The organism is Streptosporangium sp. NPDC005286 (genome assembly GCF_040607515.1).
Taxonomy (GTDB): Bacteria; Actinomycetota; Actinomycetes; order Streptosporangiales; family Streptosporangiaceae; genus Streptosporangium.
The window spans coordinates 1-12894 of the sequence record NZ_JBEXGU010000060.1 but is presented as its reverse complement, the minus strand read 5'-3'; the positions used below and the strand labels follow the sequence as shown (position 1 = coordinate 12894).

The 12894-nt window shown below is 67.0% G+C and carries 12 protein-coding genes, 1 tRNA gene and 1 pseudogene; 4 read left to right on the top strand and 10 right to left on the bottom strand.

Annotation, left to right across the window (positions count from 1 at the left end):
- Positions 1-161: 161 nt before the first annotated feature.
- The 4 genes from ABZU75_RS22220 to ABZU75_RS22205 form a co-directional block, all read right to left on the bottom strand.
- A complete protein-coding gene (locus tag ABZU75_RS22220) occupies positions 162-965 on the bottom strand; it encodes a zf-HC2 domain-containing protein (RefSeq protein WP_355557214.1) in 804 nt (267 codons plus the stop codon).
- Complete coding sequence (locus tag ABZU75_RS22215; protein ID WP_030924537.1) at positions 962-1474, bottom strand: sigma-70 family RNA polymerase sigma factor; 513 nt, start codon at positions 1472-1474, stop codon at positions 962-964. Before ABZU75_RS22215 ends, ABZU75_RS22220 begins: the two co-directional genes overlap by 4 nt.
- 48 nt (positions 1475-1522) lie before the next feature.
- Positions 1523-2203 carry a DUF2993 domain-containing protein gene (locus ABZU75_RS22210; protein WP_355557211.1) on the bottom strand — a complete coding sequence of 227 codons (681 nt, stop codon included), beginning with the start codon at positions 2201-2203 and terminating at the stop codon, positions 1523-1525.
- Between the two features lie 95 nt (positions 2204-2298).
- On the bottom strand, positions 2299-2550 hold the full coding sequence (locus tag ABZU75_RS22205; protein WP_350951827.1) for a MoaD/ThiS family protein: 252 nt from the start codon (positions 2548-2550) through the stop codon (positions 2299-2301).
- Positions 2551-2756: 206 nt separating this feature from the next.
- On the opposite strand from ABZU75_RS22205, the gene ABZU75_RS22200 reads away from it, so the two are divergent.
- Positions 2757-3470 carry a response regulator transcription factor gene (locus ABZU75_RS22200; protein ID WP_355557207.1) on the top strand — a complete coding sequence of 238 codons (714 nt, stop codon included), beginning with the start codon at positions 2757-2759 and terminating at the stop codon, positions 3468-3470.
- 233 nt (positions 3471-3703) lie between these two features.
- Here the strand turns inward: ABZU75_RS22200 and ABZU75_RS22195 are convergent, their stop codons facing one another.
- Positions 3704-5500: a bifunctional metallophosphatase/5'-nucleotidase gene (locus tag ABZU75_RS22195; RefSeq protein ID WP_355557204.1), complete on the bottom strand. Its 1797-nt coding sequence runs from the start codon at positions 5498-5500 to the stop codon at positions 3704-3706.
- 131 nt (positions 5501-5631) lie between these two features.
- Between ABZU75_RS22195 and mshD the strand changes: the two genes are divergently transcribed.
- Positions 5632-6564 carry a mycothiol synthase gene (gene mshD, locus ABZU75_RS22190; RefSeq protein WP_355557202.1) on the top strand — a complete coding sequence of 311 codons (933 nt, stop codon included), beginning with the start codon at positions 5632-5634 and terminating at the stop codon, positions 6562-6564.
- Positions 6565-6617: 53 nt separating this feature from the next.
- Here mshD and ABZU75_RS22185 read toward each other — a convergent pair whose 3' ends face one another.
- From ABZU75_RS22185 to dcd, 3 genes are all read right to left on the bottom strand, one after another.
- Positions 6618-7622, bottom strand: coding sequence for an inorganic phosphate transporter (locus ABZU75_RS22185; RefSeq protein ID WP_355557199.1), 1005 nt, complete (start codon positions 7620-7622; stop codon positions 6618-6620).
- Complete coding sequence (locus ABZU75_RS22180; RefSeq protein WP_030924556.1) at positions 7623-8240, bottom strand: DUF47 family protein; 618 nt, start codon at positions 8238-8240, stop codon at positions 7623-7625.
- A 567-nt stretch (positions 8241-8807) separates the two neighbouring features.
- Positions 8808-9383, bottom strand: a complete 576-nt coding sequence (gene dcd, locus ABZU75_RS22175) for a dCTP deaminase (protein WP_350911147.1) — start codon at positions 9381-9383, stop codon at positions 8808-8810.
- Positions 9384-9502: 119 nt separating this feature from the next.
- On the opposite strand from dcd, the gene ABZU75_RS22170 reads away from it, so the two are divergent.
- A tRNA-Gly gene (locus tag ABZU75_RS22170) sits at positions 9503-9576 on the top strand.
- 92 nt (positions 9577-9668) lie between these two features.
- On the opposite strand, the gene ABZU75_RS22165 is transcribed toward ABZU75_RS22170, so the two are convergent.
- Both ABZU75_RS22165 and ABZU75_RS22160 read right to left on the bottom strand, forming a co-directional pair.
- Positions 9669-10871: a site-specific integrase gene (locus ABZU75_RS22165; protein WP_355557298.1), complete on the bottom strand. Its 1203-nt coding sequence runs from the start codon at positions 10869-10871 to the stop codon at positions 9669-9671.
- Positions 10756-11901: pseudogene (locus tag ABZU75_RS22160) on the bottom strand (IS3 family transposase). Before ABZU75_RS22160 ends, ABZU75_RS22165 begins: the two are co-directional and overlap by 116 nt.
- A 246-nt stretch (positions 11902-12147) precedes the next feature.
- Between ABZU75_RS22160 and ABZU75_RS22155 the strand changes: the two are divergent.
- Complete coding sequence (locus tag ABZU75_RS22155; protein ID WP_355557194.1) at positions 12148-12693, top strand: 3'-5' exonuclease; 546 nt, start codon at positions 12148-12150, stop codon at positions 12691-12693.
- Positions 12694-12894: the final 201 nt, after the last annotated feature.

Below are 12894 nucleotides of genomic sequence, written 5' to 3'. Positions count from 1 at the left end.
GTGACGACCACCACCGTCAATCCGGTCACGGAACACGACAACAGGCGGGCGCTCCGAGCCATTCCCGCGCCGCTCAGCCATCCGGCGCCGTTTCCGCGCCCGGAACGCCCCCGCACCGAACGCCCTCGCCTGCCACGCGGTCCCGGCGGCGCCGGACAGGCTCAGGGGACGTCGACCGTGAGCAGCCCCCGTCCTTCGGCGGTGGCGATCTCGAACGACGTGATGCGCTCCGGTGGGATCGTCGTGGTGCCCGTGAAGGCGCCCGACTTGTCATAGGCGGCCCGGTTGACGGTCCAGTTGCCCGCCGTCTCCCTGACGCCACCGTCCCCGATCACGTCCAGCCGGCAGCGCGTGCCCTTGGCCACGCCGGTGAGCACGACCTTGACCGTGGTCGCCCCCTGCCCGGCGGACGCGGTCACCACCGCGCGGATCGTGCCGTCCCCCCCGGTGACCCGCAGGTCGCTCGGGGCGAGCAGGAGCTGCGAGTCGGCGCTGGGCGCGGAGGTGGGAGAGGCCTTGGCCCTGGCTTCGGGCGCGGAGGCCGAGGCCGAGAGAGGCTCGGCGTACTCCTGAGTGCTCAGGTCCGCGGCCGACTCGGGCGCGGCGGACCCGGCGACCGTCGCGACGTCCCCCGGGGACTGGATGACGGCCCAGAAGGTCCCGCCACCGAGCCCGACCACCAGGACCGAGGCCGCCAGGAGGAGCATCAGCCGGGTGATGCGACGCCGCTTGACCTTGGCGCTGAGCAGCCGCTCCAGCACCGCCGTAGGCGGGCTCGCCACCTGCGCCACATCGTCCTCGGACACCCTGCCGAGGAACGTCGCCACCCCGCTCAGCTCGGCGAGCTCCGCCGCGCACTCCGCGCACTCGGCGAGATGGGCCTCGACGAGCACGCGCTCGTCCGGCTCCAGGGCTCCGAGCACGTAGACCCCGAGCGACATCCGTACTTCGTCACAGGTCATCATGGCGCGAGCCCCCGCTCCTCCAGCGCCAGCTTGAGCGCCCGAAGCGCGTAATACGTGCGCGACTTAACCGTTCCGGCGGGGATGCCGAGCGACGCGGCCGCCTCCGCGACGGATTTCCCCTGGTAGTAGACCTCGGCCAGCACCTCGCGGTGCTCGGGCCGCAGCGCGGCCAGCGCCTCGGCGACCGCCCACGACTCCACCGCCCGCTCCAGCTCGTCATCGGCGGGCACCACGGCGAGCGCCTCGTCGCCCGTCTCCGGCGGGCGCGCCTTACGTGCCCGGTGCTGGTCGACGACGAGATTGCGGGCCACCGTGAACAGCCACGCGCGGATGGAGCGGCCGGCGAACGCGTTCGGATGGCGCCAGGCCCGCAACAGCGTCTCCTGCACGACATCCTCCGCTCTCCCCGAGTCGCCCGTCAGCCGCAGCGCGTAACCGTAGAGTGGTCCGCCGTGCTCGTCGAAGAGCGCTCTGACAAGCTGCTCGTCGGCGGTTCCGGCTTGACTCACATCCCCACGACGTACGGCGGGACGATCCGGTTCAGACACGGGGCACGTTCAGCCTCTCAGCGGCACATCGGAGGCCTCACCCGAGATGCGCAGGCCCTCGGGCGCGACCTTGATGTCGGTCAGCTTGACGTCGTACGGCAGCTTCCCGATCGGGATCCGGAAGTTGATGAACCGCTCGGGATCGGGCACCGGGATGCCGCCGCCCAGGGTCACCTTCCCGGGGACGAGTTGCAGGCCGCCCTCGACGATCTCGACCTTCAGCACCGCCTTCACCGGCACCTTCTGCCCCAGCACGGTGATCTCCCCGCTGACGTTGAGCGCGTCGCCCACGACGTCGACCTTGATCCCGCGGGGCGCCCGCTGGCTGAGCGTCTTCACCGGGACGACCACCGACCCCACCACGCGCTCGGCGCGCATGTCGACCTGCTGGGGGCGGAGCACCAGGTCCGCAAGCGGCGCGGTGACACCGTAAAGGGTGAAGTCCACGCTCGACAGCGCGACACCCGAGACGGTCATCGCGCCCGCGGCGACCTTGACCTCCTCGTAGCGCCCGGCGATCGCCTGGGTCAGGAAGGGGATGCCCTCGATGGTGACCTCTGGCGGGGACTCCAGGTCGTACTTGGCCGTCGCCTGCGTGGCGATCTCACGCTGGACTCCGGCGACGGCGACCCTGTCCAGGATCGCGACGAGAGCGAGCAGCAGGACCAGAAAAACGATCAGCTTGCGCATCCGACTCCCTGTTCATTCTCCAGCCCGAGGGGGCCCGTTCGCGTGCCCTCCCCCTGCAATCCTGTACGAAACGCCGTGCCGGCGATAGCACCCGATCAACCCCCCGCGAAGGGCGGGAGCACCTCCACCGTCGCCCCCTCGGCCAGGACTATCGTCTCGTGCGCCCGTCTGCCCACCGGATCCCCGTTGACCAGGAACGACGACCGCTTCAGCACGCGGGCCAGCTCTTCACGGCCCGGTGTGATTTTCGTCATCAGCTCGGCAAGGGTCTCGGCCTCGAAAGGCTCCTCCGCGATGCCCGCCGCGTCCTTGGCCGCGGCCCAATATCTGACAGTGCCCGTCGCCACCTGTGAATCAACTCCTCGAACACACACAGGGTTACCACACCATTACGGCGAATCCACTCGGAGAACCGGTGTTCACCAGGTGGACCTTCGCTGGACGCTTACTCCTCGTGGGTTATCCTCACGTACTACGGGACCTGGGCAACGTAGCCCCCGGGTCCTTACGTGTTTGTACGGCTATCGCCGACATGACGCGGGAAGGAGGCATTGTGAGCAATCTCCTACTGCTCACCAACGCCCTTGAGCCCTCGACTGAGGTGCTCCCGGCGCTGGGGCTGCTGTTGCACTCGGTACGTGTCGTGCCCGCGGAGGCGTCCGCCCTGCTCGACGCCCCGCCCGCCGACGCGATCCTGGTGGACGCACGCCGCGAGCTCGTCCAGGCCAAGAGCCTGTGCAGGCTGCTCCGCACCACGGGCGTTTCCTGCCCTCTGGTGGTGATCGTCACCGAGGGCGGTCTCGCCGGGCTGACCGCGGAATGGGGTGCCGACGACGTCATTCTCGACAGCGCCGGTCCCGCCGAGGTCGAGGCGCGGCTCAGGATGGCCGTGGGCAGGCTCAACCTGGCCGCCGCCGAGGAGGTGCCGGACGAGATCCGCAACGGTGACCTGTCGATCGACGAGGCCACCTACACCGCCCGGCTCCGCGGCCGCGCGCTGGATCTGACCTTCAAGGAGTTCGAGCTCCTGAAATACCTGGCGCAGCACCCGGGCAGGGTCTTCACCCGTGCCCAGCTCCTCCAGGAGGTCTGGGGATACGACTACTTCGGCGGCACCCGTACCGTGGACGTCCACGTCCGGCGGCTCCGCGCCAAGCTCGGCGCCGAGTACGAGGCACTGATCGGAACGGTCCGCAACGTCGGTTACCGGTTCGTCCCCGAGCGCGGCAACGAGGCCGTCGAGGAGCGCGAGCCCGCCCGCCAGTAGGGCGAGCGGTTCCCACCCCGCGGCGATCGCCGCGCGGGAGCGGGAGACGGGCACTCCCGCCGCGATCGGCACTGGCCTCTCCAAGCTGCCAGGTCGGCCGCCGATCGGTGAGTTCGCGCGTCCGCGGTCGTACCGGTGCCTCCGCGCCCCGTGGGCCCGGGTTCCCGGCATCACGCCAGACCCACCGGAGGCATCCGGCAGGTCTGACGCGTGCGTCGTGCCTTTCGCCCCTGCTACGGAGCGACCGTGATGTGGTTGGGAACCGGGGGCGTGATCAACGGGTTCGCCGCGAAGTGGGCGGCGAAGGCGTCGATGTCGAGCGGGCCGCTCCACAGGTCGGTGCCACCGGTGAAGGCGGCGAACGCGTCACCGCCACCGACGAGGAAGTTGTTGGCCGCGACCCTGATCGTCTGGGTGTCCGTCACGCCGACACCGTCGATCTTCATGGCGGAGATCTTCGAACCCCACGGCGCGCTCGCGCTGTAGGTGTAGGTGAAGTTCGACGAGGGCTGCAGGATCTTGGTGAACGGCTGGGCGTTGGGGCCGCCGGTGAACTGCTGCTCCAGAACGGTCTTGAGCTGCGCACCGGTGAGCGTGACCACCTGCATGAGGTTGTTGAACGGCTGGACCGTGAACGCCTCGCCGTACGTCACCACCCCGTCGCCCTCACCGGCGGGCGAGCCCGCGTAGGTGAGGCTGGCCCGCACGCCGCCCGGGTTCATCAGGGCGATCTGGGCGTTGCCGCCGGTCCTGGTCGCGGCGAGCTGGCCGTCGGCGATCAGGTTGCCCAGCGAGGACTCGCCGGACGCGGACGCGGCGTTGGTGATGTCCGCGGTGATCTTGCCGATCGGCCGGTTGGCCACCGGCGCGACGCGGTCCTTCCAGGTCTGGACGAACGCGCTGATCTCCGGGTCGGGGGTGACGGTCCTGGTCACGACCTGGTTGTCGGCCACGACAGAGGAGCGCACGACATCGCGGGTCTTGACGTCCACCTGGAAGTCGACCTTGGTGATGACCCGGCCGAAGGAACCACCCTGGCTGTAGAGGCGGCTGGCGCCCTTGGGGTCGGTCACCGTGCACAGGTAGGCCTGGTGGGAGTGGCCGCTGAGGATCATGTCGATCTCGGCGTCGACCTGCGTGGCGATCCGGTTGCCCGCGCCCGGCTGGGCGCTGCAGCTGTCGGGCGACTGGCCCGCGGTGACCTGGTCACCCTCGTGGACGAGCACGACCTGGGCCTTGACTCCAACGATCTTGAGAAGCTTGGACGCGACGTTCGCGGCCTTCACCTCGTCGATGAAGTCGAGGTCCTTGATGCCCTCCGAGGTGACGATGCTCGGGGTACTCCCGGTGACCAGGCCGATGAACCCGATCGGCACGCCGTTCATCCAGCGGATCGCGACCGGGGGCAGGGCCGGGATGCCGTAGTCCTTGAGCAGAGCGCGCAGCGAGGGGGTGTTCGTCCCGCCCAGGGCGTCCAGCGCCTGCTTCTCCGCGCCCTGCGCCGGCCGCTTGAAGACGACGTTCGCGCCGAGGTAGCTGTAGGCCGCGCCCTTCCACCTGCCCGCGGGCGAGCAGCCGTCCACCGGGTGGCAGCCGCCGTTCATGATCCGCCTGAGCTCGGCGTACCCCTCGTCGAACTCGTGGTTGCCCACGGCGGAGGCGGTGACGCCGATCTTGCCGAGGAACTCCACCGACGGCTCGTCGTGGTAGGCCGCGGAGATCAGCGGGGTCGCGCCGATCAGGTCGCCCTGGGCGACCTTCAGCGTGTTCTTGTCGGACAGCTGCTTGAGGTGGGTGGCGACGTAAGCGGCGCCACCCGCGTCGACTGTGGCGCCGTTCTCATCGACCATGCGGCCGGAGGAACCCGTCGGCGGCTCAAGGTTGCCGTGGAAATCGTTGAGGGAGAGCAGGCGGACCGGCACCGTCTTGGCGGGCTTGTTGCCCGCCTCGGCTGGCCCAATCGCAAGCGTGACACCGGCCCCGGCGAGCACGCACGCCATGGTCAGCCGCAGGAAGGAACGAGACATCATGGTCCACGACACTAAGGGGACTATCTGTGCAAGGAATGTCCGAGAGATAACGATTCACCCGACCGGTAGCTGGCGGCTTTTGCCAGTCCCCGGTGCTCTCCCAGGACGTGTACCCGCCTAGAGTCCAGAACATGAATGTGCGTGTTGAACACCGGGGGCTACTCGGCGAACAAGAGGTGTCCGAGGTCCTTGCGGTGGTGGATGCGGCCACGAAGGCCGACGGGGTCCGGCCACTCAACGAACATGTCATGCTGCACCTGCGCTACGGCGGCGACGAGCGGGCCGGAGCCGTGCTCCTGTACGCCGGGGACGACCTCGCGGGCTACGCCCACCTGGACCCGACGGACCCCGTCGAGGGGCCCAGCGGGGAACTGGTCGTCCACCCGGCGTTCCGCGGGCGGGGATACGGACGGCGGCTGCTGCGGGCCGTGCTCGACCGCGCCGGCGGGCACCTGCGGCTGTGGGCGCACGGCGGACACCCGGCGGCCGATGCCCTCGCCCTGTCGGAGGGGTTCGAAAGGGCGAGGTCGCTGTGGCAGATGCGCCGCCCCCTCACCGCCGACATCGGTGGCTTCGACCTCCCCGAGGGCGTACGGCTCCGCACCTTCGAGCCCGGCACCTCAGACCAGGAGGCCTGGCTCGCCCTCAACGCCAAGGCCTTCGCCGACCACCCCGAGCAGGGCGCGTGGACGCTTGACGACCTCAAGCTGCGCGAGCGGGAACCCTGGTTCGACCCGGCCGGGTTCTTCCTCGCCGTACGGCCCGGCGGCCCCGAGGGCCGCGACCGGCTGGTGGGCTTCCACTGGACCAAGGTGCACGGCGACGGCGACCACGCGCACGAGCCGATCGGCGAGGTCTACGTCGTCGGCGTCGACCCCGCCGAGCAGGGCGGCGGCCTGGGCAGGTCACTGACCCTGGCGGGCCTGGCCCACCTGCGCTCGCGAGACCTGACCCACGTGATGCTGTACGTCGACGAGAGCAACTCCGCGGCGATCCGCCTGTACCAGGGGCTGGGTTTCACCCGCTGGGACGTCGACGTGATGTACCGGAAGGGCAGTGCCTGACGGACTTGAAGTGGACCAGGTCCCCCCCCGAGGGATCTGGTCCACCTGGAGTACTACTCGATCATCCAGTGCAGCGCGAAGTAGGACAGCGCGGCGACCAACGCGGCGGCCGGGATCGTGAGAACCCAGGCGGTCACGATGTTGCCCGCGACGCCCCAGCGCACGGCGGAAAGGCGCTTGGTGGCGCCGACGCCCATGATCGCGCTGGTGATCGTGTGGGTGGTCGAGATCGGGGCACCGAAGCCGATGGCCGCGGTGTAGAGCACCGTCGCCGCGGCCGTCTCCGCGGCGAATCCCTGTGGGGGGTCGAGCGCGATGATCCGGCGGCCGAGCGTCCGCATGATCCGCCAGCCTCCCGCGTACGTGCCGAGCGAGATGGCCGTGGCGGCGGCGAGGATGACCCACTGCGGGATCGGGTCGCCGTCATGCTGGTAACCGCCGACCACGAGGGCCAGGAAGATGACGCCCATGGTCTTCTGCGCGTCCTGGAGGCCGTGACCCAGCGCCATCGCCGCCGCGGAGACGGTCTGCGCGTACCGGAAGCCCCGGTTGGTCTTCGACGGCTGGGAGCGCCGGAACCCCCACAGAATGCCGATCATGATGAGCCCGGCGAGGGTGAAGCCGATCACCGGAGACAGGATCATCGGGATGACGACCTTCTCCATCACCCCGTCCCAGTGGACGTTGCTCGCCGAGGCGAGCGCGGCGCCGACCAGACCGCCGATCAGCGCGTGACTGCTTGAGGAGGGAAGGCCGAAGTACCAGGTGATGAGGTTCCAGGTGATCGCGCCGATCAGGCCCGAGCCGACGATGACGAGACCGTGGCTTCCCTGTGGAGCGTCGATGATGCCTTTGCCGACGGTCGCGGCCACCTGCGTACCGAGGTGCGCACCCAGGAAGTTCATGGCCGCGGCCATGAAGAGCGCGGCCCTCGGCGTCAGCGCGCGCGTTGAGACGGAGGTCGCGATCGCGTTCGCGGCGTCGTGGAAGCCGTTGGTGTAGTCGAACACCAACGCTACGACCACCACGCCGATGACGAGTGCGAGCGTGAGATCCACTTAACTTTCCTTGACCGCGATCGACTCGATCGTGTTGGCCACGTGCTCGAAGGCGTCGGCGGCCATCTCGAGCTGATCGATGACCTCCTTCATCTTGAGGACGGTCAACGCGTCGTACTCCCCGCCGAAGAGCTTGGCGAGAAGGCGGCGGTAGACCTGGTCGGCCTGGTTCTCAAGCCGGTTGATCTCGATCCAGTACTCGTTGAGGTTCTTCATCGAGCGCAGCCGTGGCATGGCCTCGGCGGTGAGCTCGGCGGCACGTTCCAGAACCTCGACCTGCCGGACCACCTCTTTGGGCAGGTGGTCGATCTGGTAGAGGACGATGAGGTCGGCGGCCGCCTCCATGTAGTCCATCACGTCGTCGAGGTTCGAGGCGAGACGGTAGATGTCCTCGCGGTCGAAGGGGGTGATGAAGCTCTCGTTGAGCCGGTTCATGATCGCGTGAGTACGCTCGTCACCGGCGTGCTCACATGCGCGCATCTTCTCGGCCAGAGCTTCCCTGTCCGATCCGTCACTGATGATCTCTACCAGCAGACGGGACGCTGTGACGAGGTTGTTCGCCGAGTCTGCGAACAAGTCGTAGTAGCTGTCCTCACTTGGTGTGAGACGGAGGCGCACGTCGTTCTCCAGATGTGCGGGGATGGTCCGCAGAGAAGGGTACGGGTTACCAGCGGAAATGCGAACTTCACCCGCTAGACATGCACTCTTCCCGATGTCGCTACCCGGCGCATACCCGGCGACACACAGCTTGAGGCAGCCTTGAGGTCATCTTTCCGCTGACCGTTTTGCTGGTTTTCGGCCACAGTATGACGAAGACAGGCCAAGTATGGGACTTCTCTACCCCTGAACGCCATCCGGCACCTTCCCCGTACCTCCCTCGGAAACCCCCGCGTCCAGTGCCCTTCCCGCACGGTTCACCAAGGTCGCCAGGGCTCGTCGGCCTCCCGCGAAAAATCAGGGTGATTTCCATCACGATCGTCCGTTAACCCGAATTTTGCCTGCTCACGGCAGCCCTACCCGCGGACCCGTTCCCGCGGCCTCTCGCCCCTCGGAGTCCCCGGGCGCTCCCCTTCTTCGGAGGGTTCACCCCGCCACGACAACCCGCCCCGGCATGAAAGTTCACTTTGAATTCACCGTTAGTTCATCTTTGGCGGAGAATCCGCCTCCGGGATCTGATCCCGGATCTCAGATCGGCGTCCGGTGGAAGTTGAGGTACGAACGGCTCGGCGTCGGTCCCCGCTGCCCCTGGTAGCGGGATCCGTACTTCTCCGAACCGTAGGGATACTCGGCCGGCGAGCTGAGCCTGAACATGCAGAGCTGGCCGATCTTCATCCCGGGCCAGAGCTTGATCGGCAATGTCGCGACGTTGGAGAGTTCAAGCGTGACGTGCCCGCTGAAGCCCGGGTCGATGAACCCTGCCGTGGAGTGGGTCAGCAGGCCGAGCCTGCCCAGCGAGCTCTTCCCCTCCAGCCGCGAGGCGATGTCGTCCGGCAGCGTGACGACCTCGTACGTGCTCGCCAGCACGAACTCCCCCGGGTGCAGGATGAACGGCTCGTCCTTGTCGGGCTCGACCATCCGCGTCAGGTCCGGCTGCTCGACAGCCGGATCGATGTGCGGGTACCGGTGGTTCTCGAAGACCCTGAAGTAGCGGTCCAGGCATACGTCGACACTGGACGGCTGGATCATCTCCGGCTGGAAGGGATCGATCCTCACCCTCCCCGCCTCGATCTCGGCAACGATGTCACGATCGGAAAGCAGCACGTGAGGCAACCTACCAACGCCACGCCCTCCCGGGAGCGTCGGCACAGACCCCGATCCCGCTTCCCACAGTGGACGAGAGCCACCCAACTTCCGCTACAGTGGTGGGGCGGCATACCGCTGCGGGTGTAGTTCAATGGCAGAACATCAGCTTCCCAAGCTGACAGCGCGGGTTCGATTCCCGTCACCCGCTCCACACTCAAAGGCCCAGGTCAGGATATGAATCCGAACCGGGGTCTTAGTTGTTTTCGGAGACCATTCTCACTCGCGTGCCAGATTCGTGCCAGATCAGTTGATCTTGGCCCCGACAAGGGGCGGATCATCGCCGTCGTCACCCTTGGACTTGAGCCCTTCCTTGACGATCTCCCCCAGTGCGTCGGCGATGGCCCTATCCCGGTCCTTGGCCGTGTGCAGATAGATCATCGCGGCCTTGGTGCTGGAGTGGCCCATCCGCGCCATCAGTTCCTTGAGTGAGGCCCCAGTCATCGCCGCCAGGGTGTTGCCCGTGTGCCGCAGGTCGTGAACATGGATCTGCGGAAGCTCGGCGTCCTTGAGTGCCTTGGCCCAGACCTTCGTGAAGTTGCTGCGCCGGAGCTGGGCGCCCTCCTCCCCCACGAAGACCAGGCCGTCATGCTCCGGCTCGCTGAACCGCTGGAGATGCCAGGCCAGGTCACCGACGATGATCTCCGGCAGGGTGACGACCCGAGCTCCCGCATCCGACTTGGGCCGGCCAGTGACCAACTTCCCCGTCCTCATCTCCGAGACCGACGCCTCGATCTTCACCGTCCGCGCCGTGAGGTCGAGGTTGTGACGCCGGAGAGCTGCGAGTTCACCCCATCGCATACTGCCGAAAGTCGCCAGGAGCACCAGGGCGCGGAGCCGGCGAGGCACGACACCGGCCAGCGCGAAGACCTCCGAGACGGTCAACACCGGGCGTTCCTCGGGACGCTCCACCCCGGCGTTCTTGATCCGACACGGGTTCTTCTTGATCAGGTCATCCTCCACAGCCGTATTCAGGATGCCCCGCAGCAGCCGGTACGCCTTGGCCACAGTGGACGCACCGGGACCGCCCTCCAGGAGCTTGGTGTGCCACTGCCGAACGTGACGTGAGGTGATCTCCGCCAGCAGCTTCTCGCCGAAGGTCGGAGCGATGTGCAGCCGAAGCAGACCCTCATAGAGCTGAGCCGTCTTGGGACGGAGCGCCCTCTCCGTCATCCACGAGGCCGCGTAACTCCGGAAAGGGACCTTGCCCGCGTCCGGATCGGTCCACTCCTGGTCGTGGATCTCGCCCTCTTTCCGAGCAAGCCAGACATCCGCATCGGTCTTACTCGCAAATGATGTACCCCGAGTTCGGTGGAGTCGGCTTGGTTGACTCTCATGCCAGCTGGGCGTTCGGGTAAAGCATCTCGTACTCGATGGGGGTGAGCATCCCCAGGGCACTGTGTCGTCGCCGCCGGTTGTGGAAGATCTCCAAGTACTCGAAGATCGCATTCGCCAGTTCGATACGGGTCTTCCACCGCTTGCGGTTGAGTAACTCGGTCTGCATCCGTCCCCAGAACGACTCGATGACTGCATTGTCGAAGCAGTCGCCGATCGACCCCATCGATGGAACCAGACCGGAATCGTGGGCACGGCGGGTGAAGGCCCAGGAGGTGAACTGCACCCCGTGATCGGAGTGAATCAGCGTGCCCGCCGCCGGCCTGCGGTTATGGATGGCCATGCCGAGTGCATTGGTGACCAGGGTGGCGGTCTGGCCGGCATCGATGGACCAGCCACCACCCGGCGAGAGTAGACGTCCAAGACGACTCGGCAGTAGACCTTGCCTTCGCGGGTGGGGTGCTCGGTGATGTCGGTGACCCACAGCTCGTTGGGGGCGTCTCGGGCGAACTGGCGGTCGACCAGGTCCGCGGCGGTGGGTGTCCGGTGAACGGGTCGGCGGCGCTTGTTGCCGGGTAGGCCCTTGATGCCGGCGCGGTGCATCAGCATGGCCACCGCACCGTGGCTGACCGCGATGCCGCGTCCCAAGGTGAGTTCGGCATGCACCCGCAGGCCGCCGTAGATGCCGTTGGATGCGGCGTGCACCTGCCGGATCTCATTGGTCAGCCAGGCGTGCCGGAGCGCCCGGGCTGAGGGTGGCCGGTCTCTCCAGGCGTAGAAGCCCGACTCCGAGACGTTCGGAATGCGGCAACAGACCTGGATGGGGAGTCCTTCGGCGGCCATCACCGCGATGGCCTCGAACCGCCTTTTGGGGCACCGCCTCTCTCAACAGCTCGGCGGCACGCCTGGTCACGGCCAGCTCGGTCTCCAATTCGGCGATCCGGCGCCGGGCCGCGACCAGCTCAATGTGATCAGAGGAGGTGATGCCGGGCTTCTGGCCGGTGTCGATTAGCTCCTGCTCGCGCCAGTTGTAGATCGTCTGGTCGCTGATCTGTAGATCGAAGGCCACATGCCGCACGGTCCGGCCGGCCTGCAACAGATCCAGGACTTTCCGACGGAACTCAGGGGGATATCTCCTTGCCATGCCGACCTTTCCTGAAGGGGGTGGAGGCATGTAAGTCAACCAAAGCGACTCCACGAAAGCCGGGGTACATCAGCCAAGACCAGCTCAGCAACCAAGGAAACTACTTGTGCCTCAGCGAGCAAGAGCCCAGACGATGGCCGGGATGTCCTCCTGCCGAGCCCGCAACCGACTGGCAAACTCATTGATCATCAGCGAGTGGGCGAAATGTCAGTAGAGTGCGTTTGAAAACATCCGGATGAGGTGCTGATGTTACTGAATGTCATCGACGTCGAGGCGACCTGCTGGCCCGGTCGTGTCGCGCCACCCGGTCAGATCACAGAGATCATCGAAGTCGGCCTGTGCGTCGTGGACCTCACCACTCGGACTCGGGTGTCCCGGCACCGGATCCTCATCCGGCCAGAGCGTTCGACGGTCACCGACTTCTGCACTGAGTTGACCGGTCTTACCCAGCGCGAGGTCGACCGGGGCCTCTCCTTCTCCGAGGCATGCGCCCTGCTCGTCAGCGATCATGAGGCTAGAACACGGCACTGGGCGAGCTGGGGCGACTTCGATCGCAGGCAGTTCACCGAACAGTGCGCCGCCGCAGGCGTCTTTTACCCTCTCAGCCCTTTTCATACCAATGCCAAACAAAAGTTTGCCGCCGCCTACGGTCTCTCGCATGGGCCCGACCGCCCCGAGGCTTTCCGGCTCGCCGGCCTTCCTTTGGAAGGCACAGAACACCGTGGAGTTGACGACGCCTGGAATGCCGGTGCCCTGGTGCTCAACTTGGTCGCACGCAATGCCTGGCTCTGACCACAGCAAGCCGCATATCGCCACGTTTCCCTTAGTGGTGCCACCCTGACGATCGCCTGACTGTGGCTGATCCCCGCAAAGGGTTGGGGGCGATCGACGGTCCAGGGCTTCGTTCCTAATGACGGTGCGGGCGCGTTCCCCGGTCGGGGGGCGGATGCCTTCTTCGTTCCGGGATCTTTGAGTCCTTCTTGCTGAGACTGG